Genomic DNA, 22768 nt, shown 5'->3' on the forward strand with positions numbered 1-22768 from the left:
GCACTGGGGCTCGGCGCTATTCCAGCCCGAGGCGCTTTAGTCGTCGTGAGCAGTCTGGGGCTTTTAGCCAGGCCCTGAGGTCGGATACAAGCCGCGGAACAATGTCGGAGGCGTGTTTTTCCGGTGGAATGCGGTAGTAAGTCATGCTCGGATACCAGGGTGGGTTTTTCTGCCCCAGGAGCACGACCGAGTGGACAGACCCATAGCGCCAGCATGGCACATCAAGCGCTCCCGCAAGATCGGCAACACTGGTGTTCGCGCTGATCACCAGATCGACACAAGCTGTCAAGGCTGCCGCTGCATCCATGTCATCACGCAGGTCGAGATCGTCAAAGTGCTGCATGTTGACGCCAAGCCCTTCGCGAACCCAGCGGATCTCTTTGTCCTTGCTGGAATACTGAAGATTGAGGAAAATCGCATTCGGGGTTTCCAGAATCGGTTTTATTTCCAGAATGCTGAGGTACCAGCGTGACCGCCAGGCAGCCAGACTACCGCTTCGCCAGGCGACGCCTATGACAGGTTTGCCCTCCGGGTTGTCCAGTCTGCCGTGCAACTCGAGCGCGCGTTCACGGTCGAACTGCAGGTAGGGCGATTTCCTCTTCTTGAAGTCGGAGGCCGAGGGACGGATGAACTGCGGCAGATCCGTTAGACAGCAATGGACATCGTAGTCCTTCAGTTCAGTCTCCAGGGTTTCCGGATCGTATTGCCCCTTGCGAACAAGGGCGCCTTCAAAGCTGCGTTCGTACATTTCGACGAGCTTTGCGGGTGCTTCAACGATGACCTTGCAGTCTTTCTCGATCATCTCCGGGATCATGGAGGCGTTGCGCAGTGCGTCGCCGACACCCTGATCGTTCCAGACCATGATTGTTTTGCCCTCCAGCGGGCTGCCGTCCCACTCAGGTACATCGAACTGACGATTGATAGCGGAAGAGTTCTTGTCCTCGAAGCGTGCCTTGTGAAGTGCCCACCCCTCTTTCAGGCGACCGGCGGCAAGCAGGGCGAGCGCCTTGTTCCAGGACGCCGCAGGCAGGTCGGAGCCAGCTGCATCAAGGGCCTTGTCCAGAGTGACAACCGCATCATTGAACCGCCCGGTGCTGTGATAGTGAACTCCGAGCGTCACCAGCTTGTGGTAATTCTTGGGATCATTTTTCGCGGCAAATTCAGCGTGCTTCAGGCTTTCCGTGGATTCTCCGGTCTTGAACAGAAGGCGGGCGTATTCATGCGCCAGATCGCCGTTCTTTGGGAAGAGTTTCAGGGCGGCCTCAAGCTCGGGGCGGGAGTTTTTGAAGTCTTCGATTTCCAGTCGAGACCGGGCGCGTTGGACGAAGTTTTCCACATTGCTCGGATCCAGCTGTGCCGCCCGGTCGAAGAAATAGACAGCCTTGTCATGATCCTTGTTGTCCCGCAACAAAATGCCGTAGTTGCGATAAGCGTCGACGAACCTGGGGTGTTCATTGATGAGGGCGCGAAAAATGTCTTCGGCCTCTGTCTTTCGGTCCATGTGGGACAACGAAATACCTTTGAGATTGCGCGCTTCGATCAGGGTTGGGTCCAGAATTAGTGCCTTTTCGGCAACGGCCAAGACGCTTTCGGGCTCCATGTGCGGCATATCGGAAAAGACGCGGGCCAGATTGGCGTAGAAGGGCGCGCGGTCGGGCGCAATGTCGATCGCCTTCTGGATGTATTGCCTGGCTCTTTCGGGTTTTCCCAGCTGGCGGTAGCAAACGCCGAGCAGGTGATTGGCATCGGCTGACTGGGGGGCTTTTTTGAGCGCCGATTTATAGAGCCGCTGTGCTTTTTCGATGTCTCCGGCCTTTTGCAAGGCAAGAGCTTGATGCATCTTCTCACTGAAAGTTGTCGGGGCGGCGGCTTTCTTCAGGGCCATCGTATCTCCGGGTCACAAGCACGCTTGATGCGTCGATAGATTGATTCTTGACCAAGAGTAACAAGTGCCGAATTCAAATGCGTCAGTTTTTAACGCTAGGTCATTCAGGTCGGTCAGGTTCACGTGGATGAGTGTTAAATCTTAAGAGGTTCTGCTGACTTTGTGGGGGGATGTTCTCCGCGATCGGGTGGCCCGCATGAAGTAGGCGGAGTGGTTCATGCATCCATCCGTCAAAGTCCATGCCCTTGCTGGTTCGGACGGAGAGGGGTAATCAGGGGGAAAGCCCTTCTGCGCGCCCTTCATCTGCAGCCTTCCCGCCAGAGCCTGGAATATTCATGTCCTCAGAGAAATCCACCGACCGTCGTCCCGTCATCATCTTCGATCTGGATGGCACGCTTGTGTCGTCCATGGATGACTTGGTTGTCACCTTGAATGTAATCCTGACAGAAGAAGGGCATCAGGCCATTCCGCCGGAGAGTGTGCAGACGATGATTGGCCATGGCGCCAAAGTTCTCTTGCAGCGTGGTCTGGAAGCAAATGGCGTCGCCTGGACGGAAGACAGCATCGCGCCAATGTATGGCAACTTCCTCGCCCATTACGAAGCGCATATCGCTGATCACACGCGGCCTTTTCCTGGCGTGGTGGCCTGTCTTGAGCGTCTGAAGGCGCGTGGCTTCCGTCTTGCTGTGTGCACCAACAAGGTGGAACGATTGACGATGCCCTTGCTGGCGGCTCTGGATTTGACCAGGCATTTCGATGCCATTGTCGGTGGCGACAGCTTCGACAAGCCGAAGCCCGATGCGGCTCCGGTTCTGGGGGCAATTGAACGCAGCGGCGGCACCAAGGCAGGGTCTGTCATGGTCGGCGATAGCGTCACGGATATTGATGCTGCACGGGCTGCCGGCATACCGGTCGTCGCAGTTGATTTCGGCTACACTCCTGTGCCGGTGAACGAGTTGAACCCGGATCGGGTAATTTCGCATTTCGACGCACTTGAGGCGGCTCTAGACGCGGTCATTGACTGAAGCGCGAAGCCACCCTGTATTCGCAATTGAGCGCAGGGCAGCTGGGGGAAAGCACCTTTCTCCCCCTTGCCCGGGATCTTTGGTTGATTTAATTACCCGCTTCACTGGCCGTCAGGCACAGGGCGATTAGCTCAGCGGGAGAGCATTCCGTTCACACCGGAAAGGTCACTGGTTCGATCCCAGTATCGCCCACCATATTTTTCAATGATTTGGTGGATTTTTACGGAAAGCACTTAGGTTCAAGTGAGCCCGGGAGTGCGGGACCTTGTCGTCCGTTACATCACATTTTGTAGGCTGTGCGGAAGCCACCCCAATGGCGTCCCTGGATCAGGATTGGCGCATCGATCTCCCGCATCCAGATGATGTTTCCGGCGCCCATATCACGGGCATAGGTCTGGATGAGAAAAGGGCGAGTGTTGCGACCCGCGCTTAAGCCCGCGCGGTCGTCGAAGATACGCTTGTTGCGGCAATTTCCGGCATTCCAGACCGGGTCATCTGCTTTTTGCGGATGTGAATAGATCTTGTTGTGGACTGGCAGGTAGCCATTGCGGTCGACTGCGGCGCAGAAGGCCATGGATTTGTCCGTACCGAGGATTCCTTCCTGAATGGTGGGTAGCAGCTTTTCCAGATGCTTGAGATAGCGCGTTGCAAACTGCTGCGGCGCGCTGCCTTCAATCGGCTCGTAGCTGGTGTCGAACAGATCATCGGCTTGCAGCTGTCCGGTCCTGATCAGCTCATCCATGGCAGCGGCAATGCGGTTGGCGCCGTCCTGCGCGCGTTCGACGAAGACCTCGTGCTCGCTGTGTATCTGCGCAATCTTTTGCCGCACCGCACTTATGAACTCGGTGCCGGGGGACACGAAGCTGCAGTGGAGACCATTTTCTGACACTGCGACCACGCGGACCTGTGTGCTTCCCAATCCGGTAACTTGCAGATCGAGCAGGCTGCCGGTGGAAGACGATGGATCACCTTCCGGCTTCAGAAGCAGTCCACCTTCCGATATGTCGAGGGTCTCGAAGCGCTGCGTCCCCTGAGGGGCCCTGAGGGTTCCGTTCAGCCGTGCCGGCCAGCGATCTTGCTGGCGACGGTCGCCGAGTGCTGTCTGGCGGATCATCATGGTGAAACGATTGCCGAGCCCGTCTGCTCGCTCTCCCATGCCCGTGCTGGCCTGCGCAGCTTCGTCGGCAACCTTCATGGCTTGCTCGGTGGACGCGGCAATGGCCTGCGCCTGGCTGCTCACCTCTTGCACGAATTGAGCGGTATCTCGGGCCCGATCACCGATCGAGCGTGTCGTGTCGATCTGCTCGTGGACGGCAGCCTCGACCGTGGCGAAGCTTGGACGAATTTCTGCGATGACGTCAATCACCCGCGTCACATTGCCGATGCTCGTACCTGCAGAATCCTGGAGTCGGGCGATGTTGCTGGAAATCTCGTCGGTGGCGTTCTGTGTCTGTTGCGACAGAGCCTTGACCTCGCTGGCGACCACGGCGAAGCCTTTGCCTGCCTCACCGGCGCGTGCGGCCTCGATTGTCGCATTGAGAGCCAGCAGATTGGTTTGTTTGGCAACATCTGAGATCAGGCGAACCACATTGGCAATTGCATCAATAGCCGACTGGAGCTCCAGAACGCCCTGGTTGGCTTCGTCGGCAAGACCGCGCGCTTGATCTACAAGCTGATTGGAGTTGGTGATCTGGCGCCCGATCTCGTCGCTGGCAGACGAAAGCTCAGAAATTGAATGAGCGAGCTCAGACGCCGTGCTTGCGGCTTCGCTGGACTGGGTTTCCAGTCGGTCGCTGGCATCTTCCACCTGGCCCAACAGGTGGCGCTGGCTGTTGATTTTGCTGGTGACTTCCCCGGCCGCTTCACTCATTGACTTGGCGGCGACCTGAAGATCATCTTCGATCGCATCAAGTGTGTGGGCGCTTGAAGGAGCCACGTCATTTTGGGAGGCGGTTGCCCGGTGGTCGACGCTAACTTCCTGAGAGGAAATCGAATTTTCTTCTATAGATGTAAGGTCAGTTGAAACTATTTTGGCTTTTCTGCGAGAAAAGTAAGACATGGCGTTCCTCTGAGTATCAACTTTTATTATATATTTTTGCTAACTCTAGGTTTTATTCGTCGACAAGTTCTTAACCTACGCATAATTACGCATTCCGTTTGATTTCGAGCCATCTCATGCGGCTGTCGCTGCGGTCCCTTGGACGTGAACTGGCTGGGGAAGCATTCACTTCGGTTTTCGGCTTTGCACTTTGCCCGCTTCACAAGCCATGCTAAGCACCCACTAACTTGAGTGCGTCTCTGATGGCCGTCGAAATAGCGGTGAGGGCGTCACCGGAAATGTGCCGGAACTGAACTGTAACTGCACTGCAGCTGCATTGGCGCTGCTACGGGACAGAACGGGCGCGGGAGCTTCGGCTCGTAACGGAATGAGCAGGTAAGATGAGTGACGACATGAAGCGTCTGGCTGCCGAGCGGGCGGTCGCAGATGTGACAAGCGGTATGAGGCTGGGGATCGGAACCGGGTCCACAGCCGAACATTTTGTGCGCGCCTTGGGAGTACGGGTTCGCGGTGGCCTTGATGTGATCGGAGTTCCGACTTCCGAGCGCACCCGTGCACTTGCGCAGGAAGAAGGCATTCCGCTGACGACGCTGGAAGAAACCCCGGCGCTGGATCTGACTGTTGATGGTGCCGACGAGATCGACAACGCCCTGCGTCTGATCAAGGGCGGCGGCGGCGCGCATTTGCGCGAGAAAATCGTCGCTGCAGCCTCCACTCGAATGATCGTCATTGCGGATGGCAGCAAGTGTGTTCAGACACTGGGTAAATTTCCGTTGCCGATTGAAGTTGTGCCATTCGGTCTCGGTGCAACCCGTAACGCCCTCGAAAAACTGTTTGTCAGCCTCGGCCTCGGTGGAGAACTGACGATGCGAGGCGGGGAACAACATCCTTTCGTCACAGACGGTGGACATTACATCCTCGACGCACATTTAACGGCGATTCCCGATGCCGAAACTTTGGCTCGGGCCTTGGTTGCCGTTCCGGGTGTTGTCGAGCACGGGCTTTTCATTGGCCTGGCCGACAAGGCCTATGTGGCAGGCACTGATGGTGTCTTCGAGATGACCGCCGGATCTGAAGTTTAGTGGGAGGCTGGGCTTGAGCCTGGTCTTGTTAGGAGTCTTAAGAATGAAACTGACGTCGATTGTTTCCTATGGAGTGCTGTTCGCAGCGACGCTGGTACTGGCAACTGCTCAGCCGCTGCGCGCGCAGGAAAACGAATTCTCCGAAAGCCACATCGAAGCCGCGCGCAAGGTTGTCGTTGCCACCAAGGCGATGGGCTCTTTTGATGACATTTTGCCAGTTCTGGCAGAACAGACGCGCACGCTCTTTGTTCAGGCCGATCCGTCGCGCACGCAGGAAATCGTGGATGTGACGTCTGAAATGGCTTTGAAGTTGGCTCCGCGTCGTCGCGACCTGAATAATACGATCTACCAGGTCTGGGCACGCAGGTTTTCCGAAGAAGAACTGAACCAGCTGACCGCATTCTATGAGAGCCCGCTTGGCTCCAAGGTGGCCGATTCCGGCCCGACGATTACGGCGCTGGCGATTGGTGCCGCGCGCGAATGGCAGAACAAAATGTCGACCGAACTGGTCGCCATGGTTCGCGAAGAACTCGATAAGCGTGCAGCCGAAGCCCAGTAAGCGGCTGAGTTGTTTGAAATTCGAGCCTGTCCGCAATCGAGCGGGCAGGCTTTTTTGTGTCGATGCACAAGGGTTGAACGCAACGCGGTTGCCACCCAAGTAAATGGCACGATTTCCGATCGAAGCCTCTCGTGTCTTTGATCTGCCCGATCAGATCAGCCCCTTGACGCGGGCTTCATGACGCCTGACTAAAGTCCTCAAGTCACTGAGTTCCACATAGTTTGAAAGTTGGAGAGCCCCATGAGCGAGTTTGATTTTGATCTGTTTGTCATCGGCGGCGGATCCGGCGGAGTGAGGGCAGCCCGGATTGCGGCCTCTCATGGGGCAAAGGTCGGGTTGGCGGAAGAGTATCGCTATGGTGGCACCTGTGTGATCAGAGGCTGTGTCCCCAAGAAGCTGTTTGTCTATGCCTCGAAGTTTTCTGAAGAGTTTGAAGATGCTGAGGGCTTTGGCTGGGCTGTTGGCGAGCGGAGTTTTTCGTGGCGTCAGCTCATTGCAGCCAAGGATAAGGAGATTTCCCGTCTCGAGGGGATTTACCGCAACAACCTGGAAAAGACCGGTGTTGAGTGTTTTGACAGTCGGGCGGAGTTCGAAGACGCCCACACACTGCGGTTGACGGCGACTGGCCAGACCATCACGGCCAAGCATATCCTGATTGCAACCGGTGGATCTGCCAACTTGGATCAGAAGATCCCGGGTATCGAGCATGCAATTACCTCGAATGAGGCATTCCATCTGGAAGAGCTGCCCGAGACGGTAATGGTCGTTGGTGGCGGTTATATTGCAGTTGAATTTGCCGGAATCTTTAACGGGCTTGGGGCCGAAACACATCTGATGTACCGCAAGGACGTGATCCTCAACGGCTTTGATATGGATTTGCGCCATGCAGTTCACGAGGAGGTCGCCAAGAAGGGTGTGGACATTCTGACGGAAGATGTCCCGGCAGCCATCGCCAAACGTCCGGATGGGCGCCTTGAAGTCACCTCACAAAGGGGCAAGACCTACGTCGTGGATCAGTTGATGTACGCCATTGGTCGCCGGCCGAACACGGAAGGCCTGGGGCTGGAAAAGGCCGGCGTGGCAATGAAGAAGAACGGGGCTGTTGTGGTCGACACCGCGTCACGAACCAACGTCGAACACATCTTTGCTGTGGGGGACGTGACGGATCGTGTCGCACTGACACCGGTCGCGATCCGCGAAGGTCATGCTGTCGCCGACACGCTGTTCGGCAACAACGCCTGGATCGTTGATCACAGTCTGATTGCTACGGCGGTATTCTCGCAGCCGGAACTGGGAACAGTCGGTCTGACCCAGGAACAGGCCCTCAATGTGACGCCCAACCTGGACATTTACCGCGCCAAGTTCCGGCCAATGAAGCACACTCTGACCGGTCGCGACGAAAAGATGCTGATGAAGATCATTGTCAACGCCGACAATGACAAGGTTCTCGGAGTTCATTTGATGGGCCCGGACTCAGGCGAGCTGGCGCAGACACTTGGTATCTGCTTGCAGATGGGCGCCACCAAGGTAGATTTCGACCGTACGGTTGCGGTCCATCCGACTGCCGCTGAAGAGCTGGTGACGATGCGTTCGCCGAGTGAAAAATTGCGTGGCTAGGGTCAGCGCCGGTCAGGGCTTAAGGCCCAATCGGAGGGCGGGGAAACCCGCCCTTTTTCGTTTCAGGGAGAGGCGCATTCACCGGTAAATGGAAGTGAAACCAAATGACGTGGTTGAGCGCTAGACGTGCCGCAAGGCTTAGCCTGCGGTGCGTTTGACGCGCTGCTCTTTGTCTTTCTGTGACTCTCGCTTGAAGTCTGGATCGAGCGCTTTTTCCGGAGGTGGGGACGCGTGGTCGGCAAACGCCATGCGGCCGCGCCCGGCGTTCTTTGCTCTATAAAGAGCTTCATCGGCTGCAGCTTGCAGGTCTCCCGGCCCCAGCCCGTCTTCCGGCGCGATGGAAATGCCAATGCTGATCCCGACTTTGGCAACTTCTCCGTTGCCCAGATCAATAGGCTCGGGGATTGCGCTCAGAAGCTGTCCCGCGATTTTTTGAAGGCCGACACGCTCTGTGACATCATTCATGATGATGGCAAATTCGTCGCCACCAATTCGGCAGGGCAAACCGGCATCGCCGATGACAACCTGCATGCGCTTGGCGACCTCCTTGATCACCGCATCACCGGCTGCATGGCCATGGGTGTCATTGACCAACTTGAAGCAGTCCAGATCGCAATGCATCAAGGCGAAGGGACGAAGGGACAGTGTGTTGACGGCTTCAGCCAGGGTCCGGTTGAAGGAAAGACGATTTGCCAGACCCGACAACGTGTCGTGAAGAGCGAGGAAGCGGTTTTGATGTTCACTGGCCTGCAGCGAGTTCGTCAACTTTCCGATGCGCCAGGCGATCGCGAAAGCCATGATGCCGAGCGTGACACTCAGGGCCAGGACGATAGGAATGACCGTGTGCCAGATGGGGCGAGCAACGGACAGTTTCTCCCAGGTGAAATGCCCCATCATCAGGCCTTCCAGATCGTAGATATCCAGGCCGGGATGATCTGGCTCGGGAGAGGGGCCAACGTGGAACTGCAATTCTCGAAACCGGATCTGGGCGTTGACGAAGTCGAAAAAGTCGCGATCGAGATATTTGACGGAGACCAGCAGTGTGGCCTCCTTGTCAGGTAATGCGACCTTATCCTGGTCCGGAATGATGGGAATGGCGCTGACAAGCGCCGGACGACCATCGAGAAGCATGAAGCCCAGGGCGGCGATCTTGTTCAGATCCAGTCCCTGGATCGACGAGAAGCTGTAGCCGCCTGGAACGCGTGTACGGTGGTCCGCAAACAGGCTTCGGGCCTGTGCGACTGCGGGCATGAATTCCATGGTGTCGGAAAGTGGGCGTCGCAGGATGTGGGTGTAGTCCAGAAAAGCCTCTGCGATGACGACGTTGTCCGGGCCAACGATCATGCTTCGGTCGTGGCCAAAAGCCGACCACAGGCTCTTCAGCTCCTGGCGAACGTAGTTCTTGTCGAAGTCACGCACGATACGTCGAACAGACATGTCCCTGCGTGAAAATCCGAGTTGCTCGTGGACGATTACCAGCATGCGTTCGCGAAGAGTGTTTTGGAACAGATACCTTTGATGCTTGAGAGCTTCTTTCTCAGAGGCACGGGTGGCGACATACCCCACAAAAAGCAGAGAGATCGCGCAAACTGCAATCAACAGACTGGCGAGCGCGAAGGCCAGACGCGAAATCTGGTGTTTCTGCGACCGCGAGATCCTGTCTGCTTGTCTGCGTAAAGTCTGCCGTGCCACTGCGTCAAATATCCCCCGCCTGCATCCATCTGTCCGATACGACTAGCAGCTAAGGCTTAATGCGGGGTGAGTTCGAAGAGTGAAAAGCCTACCTATGGTGAAGCAATCTTTACGACAGCCTGTCTCGTGCGCTCAAACCGGGGAGCTGGCGGAATGGGGGCATGGGCGATGATGCTTCGAGGGCTTTACCGGTACTCGAGGACGCGGTAAATCCTGAACATGGATCAAGCGGAAGCGTAAATACAGGCTCTTCCGCTAGGGACGCAACTTCATCCTGCCTGCTTCAACTCATGCCCTCAGATGTGTAGATGACAATTTCCTATTTCGGTTATGGCTCGCTTGTGAACACCGCAACGCTTCCCTCCCACACCCAAGTAACCCCGGGTACGCTGACAGGCTGGGTCCGCCAATGGAGTATTTCAGGTAGAGAAACTGCAAAACGTGGGGTTTGTTCACTCTGCGTCGTGCGCAAGGAGGGAGCCCAGATCCGGGGAGTCCTTGCGAGCGAGCCGCGTGACGGTCTGGCACGTCTCGAGCAACGTGAATATATGTACGACAAGGTATCCGATGTCGGTCATGAGTTTCGCGCTGATGAGAAAGGTGGGCCGGGCCCACAGGATATGTTCCTGTTTCAGGCAAAGGCAGCTCACTACGCTTGGGGAGATGCCGCCAATCCGATCCTGCAAAGCTACGTCGACTGTGTTCTGACCGGTTTTCACAACTTCTGGGGTGAGGAAGGGGTTCGGCACTTCTTTGACACAACGGAAGGCTGGCATGTGCCGATCCTCGCGGACCGTGCTGCTCCTCAGTATCCACGGGCAATCGTTCTTGACCCGCATGTGCGTGACCTGATCGATGGTTGCCTGGGGGAGCTGGGAGTCACTTATCTGAAGGATGCGTGACTGAGGCGTCTGCGCTCAAAGTTCGAAACCCACGCGTAAGCCGTAGCCGACGAACCAGGCAATGCCGGCTGCGGTCAGTCCTATGAGGCAGGTTTCCAGTCCTGACCTGACCCAGGAGCGCACGGACCAGTGGGATTTGACAGCGCCGATCGCAAAGAACGCCAGAGCGGTGACGAGCGTCGTTGACAGGCCGGATGCCGCCATGCCGAAGAGAAACGGCACCAATGGAAGACTGCCACACAGGACGAAAGCGGCAAAGGTTGCCAGAGCAGCATAGCCAGCTTTGCGGGTCGGGCGCGCCAGGCCGTATTCTTCCTGCATCATGGTGTCCAGCCATGTCCGGCGGTGCGACGTGATGATCTCCACCAGTGTCTCAAGCTCGGCATCAGCAAAGCCCTTGGCCTTGTAGATCTGTCGAATCTCCTCCTGCTCCCCCTTTGGGTCCAGACGCAGGTGCTTTTTTTCGACCGTCAGCAGCCGTTGATAGTCTTCCTGCTCCGACTTCGTGCCGCTGTAATTGGCAACGGCCATGGAAAAACCATCGGCAAGGAGGTTGGCCAGACCGAGAATGAGGACCACTGAAGTCGACAGGTTGGCCCCCAGAGACCCTGCTACAATGGCGAAGGTGGTGATGGACCCGTCGATGCCGCCATATACCCAATCGCGCAGGTAACTGGCGGTTGGCCCAGCTCGCAGCCTGGCTGCGATATCCGAGGCTTTGTGGCTGTGCTCCAGCGGCATTGTTCAAGGGCCTTTCCAGTCAGCGAACACTGGCAATTTTTCACAAGTCGAGCTGTGGTCTTCGCCAATAGACCCGTGTATAAACGCGCGCACGTTTTGACCGGAAACAGCATCGGTTCCGGTCGATAATGGTATGCGTAAACGTAAAATATCAAGTTCGATAACAGTACACCACGGAATGAGACGTCCGTGATCTAGGAGTGGAGAGAATGGCGGAGAAGTGGACACCGAACAGCTGGAGGGCGAAGCCGATCCTGCAGGTTCCCGAGTATCCCGATCAGGCAGCATTGGCAGATGTGGAAAATCGTCTGGCAAGCTATCCGCCCTTGGTATTTGCAGGTGAAGCCCGCGCACTCAAGCAGCAGTTGGCCCGAGTTGCAGAAGGCGAAGCTTTCCTGCTGCAGGGGGGGGATTGTGCCGAGAGCTTTGCCGAGCATCACCCGGATCACATCCGCGATTTCTTCCGTGCGTTTCTGCAAATGGCTGTGGTGCTGACGTTTGCTGCCAGTCAGCCGGTCATCAAGGTCGGTCGTATTGCCGGTCAGTTTGCCAAACCGCGTTCCTCCAATGTGGAGAAAAAGGGCGATGTGGAACTGCCGAGCTACCGTGGTGACATCATCAACGGCATCGAGTTCAACGAGGAAAGCCGCGTTCCGGATCCGGCGCGTCTTGAGCAGGCCTACCGTCAGTCGGCTGCCACGCTGAATCTGTTGCGGGCGTTCGCGCAGGGTGGTTTTGCCAACCTGGACCAGGTGCATCAGTGGATGCTCGGCTTCATTTCCGACAGCCCGCAGGGACATCGCTACAAGGAGCTGGCTGACCGTATCTCGGAATCGCTTGCCTTCATGCGCGCTTGCGGCGTTGACAGCTCCACCGTGCCGCAGATGCGGTCCACTGATTTCTTTACCAGTCACGAAGCCCTGCTGCTTGGCTATGAAGAAGCTCTGACCCGCGTCGACAGCACGTCTGGTGACTGGTATGCGACCTCCGGCCACATGCTGTGGATCGGTGACCGCACCCGTCAGCCGGATCATGGTCATGTCGAGTTCTTCCGCGGTATCAAGAACCCGATTGGACTGAAGTGCGGCCCAAGCCTGACACCGGAAGGTTTGATCGAGCTGATCAATCAGCTGAACCCGGAAAATGAGCCAGGTCGCCTGACACTTATCTGCCGCTTTGGCTCCGACAAGGTGTTCGATCATCTGCCGCAGCTCATTCGTGCGGTCGAGCGTGAAGGCAAGAAGGTTGTCTGGTCCTGCGATCCGATGCACGGCAACACCATTACGGCGGGTGGCTACAAGACCCGTCCGTTCGAGCGTGTTCTGAAGGAAGTGGAAGACTTCTTCTCTGTTCACCGCGCAGAGGGCACCCATGCTGGTGGCATCCACATCGAGATGACCGGACGCGATGTGACCGAGTGTACCGGTGGCGCTCATGCGCTGACGGAAGAGCAGCTGGGCGACCGCTATCACACTCATTGCGACCCGCGCCTGAATGCCAATCAAGCGTTGGAACTGGCCTTCCTGATTGCGGAGAACCTGAAGAAGGAACGCGCTGGCAAGGAGCCGGGTATCGCCGTAAACGGTTGATTTCAGGTTATTGTGATGTTTAAGAAACGGGCGGATTTCCGCCCGTTTTTTTGTTCTCATGTCGACGCTGAAGTATCGATAATTTTAGTAACGCTGCGTTAATGTCAGTGGCGGACAACAAACGCTTGTGAAAGTGTCTGTGGTGGCGATCTGGTGAGAACGGTCCAGCCTGATGACCAAGATTTGCAAACGCGTGCTTTCAGCGCAAAGTGACAGGGAGAGGCTTGGCGCAATATGGATAAACGGTGGGACCTATCCCGCTTGTCATTCCTGGTGGTGGAGGACAATGCTCATATGCGGGCAATCCTCCGGTCGATTCTGAGCGGATTTGGCGTCCGTCAGATTTTCGAAGCATCAGAAGGAACGGACGGCCTGGAACTGGCAATTGATCGCCAGCCGGACGTGATCTTGTGCGACTGGGCCATGCATCCGGTCAGTGGCCGCGAATTCATTCAGTTTCTCCGCGCCGAACGTGACCTTACCCTGAGCACGATCCCCATAATTGTCATCAGCGCCAATTCGCGCAAGACCACGATTCTGGAAGCGCGTAAGATGGGCATTCACGGCTTTATCGCGAAGCCGGTTTCGCCGATTATTCTTTATCAGCGCATCGGCGGTGTTCTGGACAATCAGGCGGCCCATGGCCGGACCAAGGGCGTTTCCAGGACCAGCACGTCGACCTCGCCTCTCAACATTACAGACCTGGCACCTGCCGGAACCAAGCGGCGGGAAGAAAAGCCCAGCCAGAGCGATCTTGATCAGCTCGATGATGACGACCTGACCCGAGCGCTTCTCTAACAGAGTTCTGGCTGTCATACGTTGCCACTTCCGAGCATTTCGGACCTGTTCGAATCCTCCCAAACTCCAAGTCGCATTCAACGAGCAGGATGAATCTGTTCAGACTTTGCTTCTCCGTCCAGAGGGGAGGGTGAAAGCGCCTGTGCTTATTTGCACTGCCTGAATACGTACTATTGACTAAACTAACCAGTTCGTACAATTTGACGCAATCAACCTTGGAGGAGGTTGGCAAGCATCTGAAATTGGGAGGAGAAATTATGTGCCCACCTGGCTGTCTACATAGTATTTGTGAGAAGGCGACACGCCGTGGCTTCCTCAAGGCAGGCTTCACGCTTGCTGTCGGTTCCGCTGCAGCAGCGTCTGGTGGCTTCACTGCGGAAGCCGTTGCGTCGGAAAAGAAAAGCCTGGCCTTCAGTGAAATGACCGACATGTCACATGCGCTTTACGAGGGTTTTCCGACCTTTGGAGGCGAGAAATGGTTCACCGTCGAGAACATCGTCAATTTCAAAGAAAATAAGGTGAACCTGAACCGCTGGACGTTGATGGAGCACACAGGCACCCATATGGATGCCCCGATCCATTTCTCGGAAGATGGCATGACTGCCGATCTGATTCCGATCAGTGACCTTGTGGTTCCACTTGCAGTCATTGATATCTCGGCGCGAGCTCAGGATGACCCGGATACGTCGTTGACACCGGACGACATCAAGGCCTGGGAAGCAGAATATGGACAGCTGCCCGAGGGATGCTGTGTCGTCATGAACTCCGGTTGGCACCGCCTGGTCGGCGATCCCAAGTTTACCGGCCGCGATAACGAAGGTCTCAACCACGTTCCCGGTTTTCACGAAGAGGCTGCCAGGTTCCTGCTTGAGGAGCGCGACGTGAAAGGCATAGGAGTCGACACCCTGTCCCTGGATACGGGCCTGAACTCATCTGGTGCTTTCCCGGTCCACTATGAATGGCTGGGCAGTGGCCGGTGGGGTGTTGAGGCCATCGCCAACCTGGATGCGATCCCGCAAAGTGGAGCGCATCTCTTCCTTGGTTTGCCAAAAGTTAAAGGCGCGACCGGTGGACCGGCCAGAGTAATTGCGTTGATGTGAGGCCTTCAGGCCAATACATGACAACCCTGCGGGATCAGTCCCGCAGGGTTGTTTGGTGAATCGGGCGCGTAAAGCAATTGCACTGCGTGATTGCTCGGGATAAATCATCGGCCCATGAGCGATACGACACACCCGAATCCGTTAGACGGCCGCTTGCGGCTTGCAGTGGCCCAGTTGAACCCCACAGTGGGTGACATTTCCGGCAATGCTGGACTTGTTCGCGCAGCGCGAGCAGAAGCCGCGGAGCAGGGCGCGGATCTGGTACTTTACTCAGAACTGGTGATTGCCGGCTATCCGCCGGAGGACCTGATCCTCAAGCGGGCTTTCATTGAAAGATGCATGGAAGAAGTCCAGGCGTTGGCGAGGCTGACGGCAGATGGCGGGCCCGGTATGCTGGTCGGGAGCCCCTGGCTGGACGAGGGCAAGGTCTACAATGCGGTTGCGTTGTTGGACGGTGGCAAGGTTCAGACGCTTCGCTTCAAGTACGACTTGCCGAATTACGCAGTCTTTGATGAGAAACGTGTCTTCGCGGCCGGCCCGCTTCCCGGACCGATGGATTTTCGTGGCATCCGGATCGGTGTTCCGATCTGTGAAGACATCTGGAACGACGAAGTCTGCGAGTGCCTTTCTGAAACCGGTGCTGAAATCCTGCTGGTTCCCAACGGCTCTCCCTATTGGGAAAACCGGGCAGAGGAACGCTTACAGGTGGTCGTTGCGCGAGTGGTGGAGAGCGGGCTTCCACTGGTCTATTGCAATCAGCTTGGCGGCCAGGATGAACTTGTCTTCGACGGCGGCTCTTTTGCCCTGCAGGCCGATCGCTCGCTCGCCTTCCAGATGAAGCAGTTCGACACCGAGCTCTCGCTCAGCACCTGGGTGCGAAATGAAGACGAGATCTGGGTATGTGAAGCAGCGCCTGTGGCGACGCTCCCCGATCTGGACGAGGCGAACTGGTTGGCCTGTGTCCAGGGCCTGCGTGACTATGTGCTGAAGAACAATTTTCCAGGCGTTGTCCTTGGATTGTCTGGCGGGATCGACAGCGCTATCTGCGCTGCTCTGGCTGTCGATGCGCTCGGCGCCGACAAGGTCCATGCAATCATGCTGCCTTATCGCTATACGTCGCGCGAAAGCGTGCGTGATGCAGCTGATTGTGCCGATGCGCTCGGCATCCGGTTCGATCATGTGCCAATTGCCGAACCTGTCGAAGGTTTTGGCCGGGTGCTAGGCGGGCTGTTCTCGGGCTGCGAGCAGGATACGACGGAAGAAAATATCCAGTCACGCGCCCGCGGCGTCATCCTGATGGCAATCTCCAACAAGTTCGGCGCAATGGTCGTGACAACCGGCAATAAGTCGGAAATGTCCGTTGGCTATGCAACACTCTATGGCGACATGAACGGCGGCTTTAATCCAATCAAGGATCTTTACAAGACCCAGGTTTATCACCTGTCGGAGTGGCGCAACGACCACAAGCCGGCCGGCGTGCTCGGGACCGATGGAGAAGTCATTCCGTCCAATATTATCACCAAGGCACCGACAGCAGAACTGCGCGAGAACCAGACCGATCAGGACAGTCTTCCCGCCTATGAGGTTCTGGACGACATTCTGGCCTGCCTGGTCGAAAATGAGATGTCGGTTGCTGATATCGCCAAGCGTGGCCATGACGTCGCTTTGATCCATCGGATTGAGCACCTGCTTTACATTGCCGAGTTCAAACGCCGACAGGCGCCTCCGGGAGTGAAAATCACCTCGCGCAATTTTGGCAAGGATCGCCGCTATCCGATAACCAATCGCTTTCGGGACAGGACGTAATTATCCTGTCAGACAACCATGGACTTGACCCGAGACATCGAAAAGCCCCCCACTCAGGAAGCTGTAGCGAGAAAACTCGAATTCTGCTGCTTCAAGAGACAATAATAATAAGCTAGAGAGCTGGTTGAGGCCTGATGGCCTTGCTGCCGAAAGTGGAGAGAGTTACCCCAAGGCATGACAGTTACCGTACGTTTTGCTCCGTCCCCGACAGGACATATTCACATTGGCAACATCCGGACAGCCCTCTACAATTGGCTGTTTGCGAAGAAAGCTGGTGGCACCTTCATTCTCCGCTTTGATGACACCGATGTGGAGAGATCCAAGCGGGAATTTGCCGATGCGATTGAAAAGGACCTTGCCTGGCTGGGCGTGAGACCTGACCGTCAGGAACGCCAGTCTGATCGCCTGTCGGCCTATGATGCGGTTGTTGAACGTCTGAAGGCGTCCGGTCATCTGTATGCCTGCTATGAAACTGCGGACGAACTGGAGCGGCGTCGCTCACGCGCCCGTGCCATTGGCCGTCCCCCGGTCTATGATCGTTCTGGTATGAAGCTGACTGACGAGCAGAAAGCCGAGTTGGAAGCCGATGGCCGCAAGCCGCATTGGCGCTTCCTCCTGCCAAATTTCGAGAGTGATCCGCACGGCATTCAGCGCACCGACGTGACGTGGGATGATTTGTGCCGTGGTCCACAGTCAATCGACTTGGGCTCCATGTCGGATCCGGTTCTGATCCGTGAGAGCGGCAGCTATCTCTACACGCTGACTTCGATTGTCGATGATATCGACATGGGCGTGAGCCACATCATTCGCGGCGAAGATCACGTTGCCAACACAGCCGTTCAGCTCTCCATCTTTCGGGCGCTAGAGGCCACCGCTCCGGTGTTCGGACATCATAATCTGCTCACGACCATCGACGGTGAGGGATTGTCCAAACGCAAGGGCGCTCTGTCCATCGGTTCGCTGCGCGAAGATGGACTGGAGCCAATGGCCGTGGCATCTCTCGCCGTCCTGACAGGCACCAGCCAGTCAGTCGAAGCAGTGCCAAGTATGGACGCGCTTGCCGACAGGTTTGATCTTGCGAGCGTTTCGAAATCCGCAGCCAAGTTCGATCCCGAAGAGTTGAACGGTCTGAATGCCCGTCTGGTCCACGAGATGCCGTTTGAGGCTGTTCAGCCCCGCTTGGCCCGTCTGGGGATTATGGCCGACGAAACGTTTTGGGAAACAGTGCGCGAGAATTGCGCCAAAGTCGCGGATGCGCGTCTCTATTGGCAAATCGTGCGGGGCAGCATCGAAGGCCAAGTGGAGCAGGACGACCTGGAGTTTCTGACGGCAGCCCGTAACTTGCTGCCGGAAGGTCAGATCGATGAGCAGACCTGGAAGGCCTGGACCTCAGCGCTGAAGTCTGAGACCGGGCGTAAGGGCAGGGGGCTGTTCATGCCTCTGCGCAAGGCCTTGACTGGTCTGGAGCACGGCCCGGACATGCAGGCCATGCTGCCGCTCATTGGGAGACAAAATATTCTGGACCGACTACCCTGACAGCGCCTTCGCCACGCGAAAGCGTTGGCAGTTTGTCGTCAACTGTAAAGATCGCACTGGCTTCTGTTTTGGGGCTGGTGTGGTCTTTTTCAGTTCTGGCACTGCTTGCTGTTGCCGCAAGCTCTGTGTCCGGGCCTGACAAGGCGGAAGTTGTCGTCGTTTTGTTCCGCGACTTCAGGCTGGCGAAGGCCTTCCGGCTGTCGAAGCCGAGAGCGGCATCCATCCGGCTTGCCGGATCGACACTGACTGGGATCGCTTGAGGGTCGACAGGCGGCATGGCCCAATCGATCAACTGGGTCCGCAATCCATAGGCGTTGGTCGGAGACTTTGAGCCACCGCCTGTCGTTTTCCCACCGATGATGACCTTGATATGACCGGCACCTTTGCTCACTACCTTCAGGGGAGAGGTGTCCAGAGTCTTCAGCATGGCCATGCGTTGGCCGGCTGAGCTCTGGCCGCGACAGGAACAGCTGTTTACGCGCTCGGATTTGTAGCGCCAGGCATTCTCCAGATTTTCATAAGGCGTTCCCGCGAGCGACATCATGTCTTCCGGCGCGCCGCCCGGGTTGCGGTAGACGTATAGCTCGGTTTCCGCTGCCGGGCAGATCTGGCCACAGCGCGCGGCGTCTTGCTCGAACTGATTGCGATTTGCCTTGAAGCTGAGCGGGAAGAAATAACCATCGCAACTTCTCACGCAGAGCGTGCGGTAGGTTTTCCCTGAGGCGAAAGACGCACCGGAATTAACAACGGCGCGGGACCGCTTCAACTGCTTTGGACGTTCATGATTGCCGGCTGCCGGTGTCAGTTTGGTCGTTCCCTTGGGCGTTTTGCGGGAAAACAGCGCGCTGAGAACGCCTTCCGGAGCAGATGAAGCCTTGGCGGAGCCATTTGATGTGCAGTTGGCGGCTTTTATCTGGCGTTCGACAGCCAGCTTGGCACGGGCGGTTTTATCGCCTCGTGAAACCTTTGCCAACTTACGTTCAATGGCCGCCAGATTGCGACGCATCTTGCCGATTTTCGTCGTCAGTGCCGCGCAACGGGCGTCCTGTGTCTGGCTGGAACAGCGGAAGTGCCGGGCATCTCTTTCAGCCGCCTGCAAAGCCGAGGCTTGCCGGTTCTGGGCGTCTTCCCATTTGGCACTGGCAGCCGAAGAAGAGTTCTTTGACAGGCGCGCCAACTCACCGCGCAGGCTGCTGCAGCTTGCTGCGGCTTCCGCGCTCGAGATCGGTCCACTGAAGGTGAGCAGGGCCAGGACCGATAGGGCAGCCGCAAGACGGCCACCTGCAGACATGGCAAATGCCAAGCTTTTACCGAAGGTAGCACGCGAAAAAACGGTCAAGAGCATGGTGAACAGCATCAGCTATCCCGAAACACACAATAGAATTGAGCTTTATTGCCAGCCCTTCAGCCGGCAAGCCCAAGGGCCCGTCGAAGGAGGCATTCTATCCGAGGAAGTCGGAGGAAAAAGCTCCCACTGAAGGTGATCTTGGTAGTCTTGACAGTTGCCGCAAGGATATCAAGTGAAACCCTTTGTTCAGGTTAATGACCAAAATATCCGGGCAGAGATGCGGAGCGCGGGTGCCGGCCTGCAAAGCGAACACGCCCCATGCTGCCGCCTTCGGTTGCCCGAAGTGGCATTGATTTGGTCATCTAGCTGTTGAAAAGGCGGTCTCAACCTGTTGCTCGACATCAGAGTGTTTGCGAATCGGCCATCGAACCTGAGACGGTTTTCTATTGGGTGGTTTTAACCTCATTCGACCTCAATTGCCCATTATCCCTGCTCAACGGGCGCCGGATAAGAGGTTCGGCCGCGATAAGCGTGGGAGCCTGCCACTTAAACGAGAGGCCATGAAATGGCCCATTGACCGAGGATTGAATGATCTGCGCAGACGGGCACCCGGTGTCCGTGTCAAACATTGCCAGACATTGCCGGTCCAAACAGGTGAGATACGAAAATGACTAAACAGGCGCCGTCCCCCGACACTTCCACGTCGAAGAACGTTTCCTTCCAGGAATTGGGCCGGGATTGTTACGCTGTACGCCTGAAGGGGCCTGTCGGCGAAACTGCTAGCCTGACAGCCAATATCGGCGTGGTCGTCGGACGTAAGCAGATTCTCGTGATCGATGCAGGCCCTGTTCCAGCCGCCGCGACTGCTGTCTCCGAGAGCCTATCAAACAAATTCGGCAAGCCGGTTCGCTATGTTGCCCTGACCCACTTTCACGCCCGTCACGGCTTGGGGGCAAGTGGTTTTGAAGGTGCGGATGTCGTGGTTTCGGATCTGACGCGCCGCATGTTGGCCGATCATGGCTCTGACAACCGCCAGCTTGCTGCCAGGAGGGACCGCTCGACCTTTGCAAAGGGTACGGCTCGTCTGGTGGAACCAAACATCAGCTGCGCCTCATCTCTCTCGCTGAACTTGGGCGACAAGGAAGTGCGCTTGATGCACTTGGGGCGCGGTCACACGCTCGGCGATACCGTCGTTTGGGTGGAGGATGCCCGTGTGATGTTCACCGGCGGTCTGGTTGCTACAAGCAACGCTCCTTATTGCGCTGACGGTCACTTGGCCGATTGGCCACGGGTCTTGACCCGCATTGCAGCTTTCCGTCCCAACGCCATCATGCCCAGTTCGGGCGAGAGTGCCATCGGTACGAGCTCGGTAACACGGGCGGTTGAGCAGACGCGGACCTATCTCGAAACCCTGAAAGACACAGGTTTTCAGGCAGTGGAAGAGGGTGCAAACCTGCGGGAGGTTCTGAGCGCAGTAGATCAGTCCATGACGTCGCGCTTGAAATCCCTTAACGCTTATGATGAGCGGATCAGCGTCAATGTTGCGCGGGCCTATGATGAGGCCAAGGGCGTTGATATGCCGATTATCTGGACGACGGAGCGTGAAGCCTCGTTGATGAGTGTCCTGGGTGATGTTGCTCAGTCGTCTGCCGAGAAGGCTGTGGATGCGGATCCTGCCGAGGCTGCGCCAGCAGACTCGGCCTCACACGTCGAGGAATCTCCCCCAAAACAGGACAAGACAGCCGAAACTTCCCAGACGGATGCTAAACCAGCCTGCGAAGACGATCAGCTGGAAGAGACAATAGCGGAAGACGAGAAGGCCTGACGATCCGGCCATCTGACAAGGCAAAGGTCCGGCGGCAGTCGGCGTGATGCAAGACGTTCCGCCAAAGTCTGCTTTTGTGCGTTTGCTACTAGCGCTTGCCCCATCGCGTCCCTACATGAACAGGCAATGAGCCTGGGCTTTTCGCTCAGGACGAACACGAGGGTTCCCATGTCGTTTTTCAGGAAAACCGGCCTCTTCGCGTTGGCTGTCGCCTCTCTTGTCGCAGCAGGCCCTGTGGCGCAGGCAGCTGACGATCCTGAGCTGATTTTCAAGAAGTCGACTGTGTGGAAGTTCATGGCCCCGGATCACAAACTGGCAACCTATGCGATCGATGATCCGGTCGTCGACGGCGTTTCTTGCCATTTCACCGTGCCGGAAAAGGGCGGTATCAGCGGCTGGTTGGGTGTTGCCGAGGAAGTCTCGGACGTCTCGCTCGCCTGCCGGCAAGTAGGTCCTGTTTCTTTCAAGGAGAAGTTCGAGCAGGGCGAGGAGATGTATCAGGAGCGGCGCTCACTTTTCTTCAAAAAGATGCGGATCGTGCGCGGCTGTGATGCCAAACGCAATGTGCTGGTCTATCTGAGCTATTCCGACAAGCTGATCGAAGGTAGTCCGAAAAACTCCACCTCGACTGTTCCTTTGATGCCTTGGGGCGATCAGGTTCCGCCGAAGTGTGGTGACTTTCTCGACGATTGAGCCTGTTGGTTTTCTCAGACGACGGACTGCAGGATGGCCTCGCCGATCTGGCAGATGTGGGAGCCGGTCTCACAACGCTCATACGTGCGCAGGCTCATGCTGGCAGTCGCTGGTCCGTCCATTTTTTGGGCCAGGAGGATCAGAAATGGCGTGCCGAGAACGGAAGTCATGATGGCGAGGGCGAAGATGCGGTTCAACATGGGGTGGCCTCTTTAAGGTTGTCTGCAGGAGGCAGTGCCCCCGTCCATGTCCCAGGGTTTAGCAAGGTCAGCTTGAACCCTGTCTGAGGTCGATATTCAGCCAGCGTTCAGCTTCGTAAACTTGGATAAACGGATGCAATGGGAAGGAAGGAGCGATGGCGCGCTTCCTGCCGTTTCCGGGCTTGACCGTCGTGCTCAAAGCGGTCATTAACAAACTCATGATGACGGCCAAACGCACCATCATTGCGATCAAGATTATTTGCAGCTAGCGACATCGCTGGCTGTGGCCGTTCCCTCTTGGCAAAATTTCTCCTGAGACGGACCGCCCGGCCAGCCGGTGGTGAAGCGCTTCTGCGCGCCGGGAGAGACGA

Annotated in this window: 18 protein-coding genes and 1 tRNA gene; 13 read left to right on the plus strand and 6 right to left on the minus strand. The window is 56.8% G+C overall.

The window, feature by feature from the left end:
- Window positions 1-16: 16 nt before the first annotated feature.
- Window positions 17-1885 (minus strand): tetratricopeptide repeat protein, encoded by a 1869-nt coding sequence (locus tag J0X15_RS12760; protein WP_206941295.1) that lies wholly within the window; start codon window positions 1883-1885, stop codon window positions 17-19.
- 335 nt (window positions 1886-2220) lie between these two features.
- Here J0X15_RS12760 and gph point away from each other — a divergent pair, with 335 nt between their 5' ends.
- Together gph and J0X15_RS12770 are read left to right on the plus strand one after the other, a co-directional pair.
- Window positions 2221-2910 carry a phosphoglycolate phosphatase gene (gph, locus tag J0X15_RS12765; RefSeq protein WP_206941305.1) on the plus strand — a complete coding sequence of 230 codons (690 nt, stop codon included), beginning with the start codon at window positions 2221-2223 and terminating at the stop codon, window positions 2908-2910.
- Between the two features lie 120 nt (window positions 2911-3030).
- A tRNA-Val gene (locus tag J0X15_RS12770) sits at window positions 3031-3105 on the plus strand.
- An 85-nt stretch (window positions 3106-3190) separates the two neighbouring features.
- On the opposite strand, the gene J0X15_RS12775 is transcribed toward J0X15_RS12770, so the two are convergent.
- Complete coding sequence (locus J0X15_RS12775) at window positions 3191-4846, minus strand: methyl-accepting chemotaxis protein (RefSeq protein WP_209015318.1); 1656 nt, start codon at window positions 4844-4846, stop codon at window positions 3191-3193.
- A gap of 503 nt (window positions 4847-5349) precedes the next feature.
- Between J0X15_RS12775 and rpiA the strand changes: the two genes are divergently transcribed.
- From rpiA to gor, 3 genes are all read left to right on the plus strand, one after another.
- The gene (gene rpiA, locus J0X15_RS12780; RefSeq protein WP_206941316.1) at window positions 5350-6051 is read left to right on the plus strand and encodes a ribose-5-phosphate isomerase RpiA; all 702 of its coding nucleotides are present in this window, start codon (window positions 5350-5352) and stop codon (window positions 6049-6051) included.
- 43 nt (window positions 6052-6094) lie between these two features.
- Entirely contained in the window at window positions 6095-6610 is a 516-nt protein-coding gene (locus tag J0X15_RS12785) for a DUF2059 domain-containing protein (protein ID WP_206941318.1), read from the plus strand.
- A gap of 240 nt (window positions 6611-6850) precedes the next feature.
- Window positions 6851-8227: a glutathione-disulfide reductase gene (gene gor, locus J0X15_RS12790; RefSeq protein WP_206941320.1), complete on the plus strand. Its 1377-nt coding sequence runs from the start codon at window positions 6851-6853 to the stop codon at window positions 8225-8227.
- A gap of 138 nt (window positions 8228-8365) precedes the next feature.
- On the opposite strand, the gene J0X15_RS12795 is transcribed toward gor, so the two are convergent.
- The gene (locus J0X15_RS12795; RefSeq protein ID WP_206941329.1) at window positions 8366-9919 is read right to left on the minus strand and encodes a diguanylate cyclase domain-containing protein; all 1554 of its coding nucleotides are present in this window, start codon (window positions 9917-9919) and stop codon (window positions 8366-8368) included.
- 308 nt (window positions 9920-10227) lie between these two features.
- Between J0X15_RS12795 and J0X15_RS12800 the strand changes: the two genes are divergently transcribed.
- On the plus strand, window positions 10228-10821 hold the full coding sequence (locus J0X15_RS12800) for a gamma-glutamylcyclotransferase family protein (protein WP_206941331.1): 594 nt from the start codon (window positions 10228-10230) through the stop codon (window positions 10819-10821).
- Between the two features lie 15 nt (window positions 10822-10836).
- Here J0X15_RS12800 and J0X15_RS12805 read toward each other — a convergent pair whose 3' ends face one another.
- Window positions 10837-11562 (minus strand): VIT1/CCC1 transporter family protein, encoded by a 726-nt coding sequence (locus J0X15_RS12805; protein ID WP_206941333.1) that lies wholly within the window; start codon window positions 11560-11562, stop codon window positions 10837-10839.
- 209 nt (window positions 11563-11771) lie between these two features.
- On the opposite strand from J0X15_RS12805, the gene J0X15_RS12810 reads away from it, so the two are divergent.
- The 5 genes from J0X15_RS12810 to gltX all read left to right on the plus strand — a co-directional run bounded on the left by J0X15_RS12810 (window position 11772) and on the right by gltX (window position 18391).
- Window positions 11772-13151: a class II 3-deoxy-7-phosphoheptulonate synthase gene (locus J0X15_RS12810; RefSeq protein ID WP_206941335.1), complete on the plus strand. Its 1380-nt coding sequence runs from the start codon at window positions 11772-11774 to the stop codon at window positions 13149-13151.
- Between the two features lie 234 nt (window positions 13152-13385).
- Window positions 13386-13949 (plus strand): response regulator, encoded by a 564-nt coding sequence (locus J0X15_RS12815; RefSeq protein WP_206941337.1) that lies wholly within the window; start codon window positions 13386-13388, stop codon window positions 13947-13949.
- 257 nt (window positions 13950-14206) lie between these two features.
- Entirely contained in the window at window positions 14207-15049 is an 843-nt protein-coding gene (locus J0X15_RS12820) for a cyclase family protein (RefSeq protein ID WP_206941339.1), read from the plus strand.
- A gap of 114 nt (window positions 15050-15163) precedes the next feature.
- Window positions 15164-16855 (plus strand): NAD+ synthase, encoded by a 1692-nt coding sequence (locus J0X15_RS12825; protein ID WP_206941342.1) that lies wholly within the window; start codon window positions 15164-15166, stop codon window positions 16853-16855.
- Between the two features lie 174 nt (window positions 16856-17029).
- Entirely contained in the window at window positions 17030-18391 is a 1362-nt protein-coding gene (gltX, locus tag J0X15_RS12830; protein WP_206941344.1) for a glutamate--tRNA ligase, read from the plus strand.
- Here gltX and J0X15_RS12835 read toward each other — a convergent pair.
- A complete protein-coding gene (locus J0X15_RS12835) occupies window positions 18354-19748 on the minus strand; it encodes a DUF2865 domain-containing protein (protein ID WP_206941346.1) in 1395 nt (464 codons plus the stop codon). The genes gltX and J0X15_RS12835 overlap by 38 nt on opposite strands.
- Before the next feature lie 598 nt (window positions 19749-20346).
- On the opposite strand from J0X15_RS12835, the gene J0X15_RS12840 reads away from it, so the two are divergent.
- Window positions 20347-21504: an MBL fold metallo-hydrolase gene (locus J0X15_RS12840; RefSeq protein ID WP_206941348.1), complete on the plus strand. Its 1158-nt coding sequence runs from the start codon at window positions 20347-20349 to the stop codon at window positions 21502-21504.
- A 168-nt stretch (window positions 21505-21672) separates the two neighbouring features.
- Window positions 21673-22197 carry a CreA family protein gene (locus J0X15_RS12845; protein ID WP_206941350.1) on the plus strand — a complete coding sequence of 175 codons (525 nt, stop codon included), beginning with the start codon at window positions 21673-21675 and terminating at the stop codon, window positions 22195-22197.
- A gap of 14 nt (window positions 22198-22211) precedes the next feature.
- Here J0X15_RS12845 and J0X15_RS12850 read toward each other — a convergent pair whose 3' ends face one another.
- Window positions 22212-22397, minus strand: a complete 186-nt coding sequence (locus J0X15_RS12850; protein ID WP_206941352.1) for a hypothetical protein — start codon at window positions 22395-22397, stop codon at window positions 22212-22214.
- Window positions 22398-22768 lie beyond the last annotated feature (371 nt).

The organism is Roseibium limicola, assembly GCF_017313085.1.
GTDB lineage: Bacteria > Pseudomonadota > Alphaproteobacteria > Rhizobiales > Stappiaceae > Roseibium > Roseibium limicola.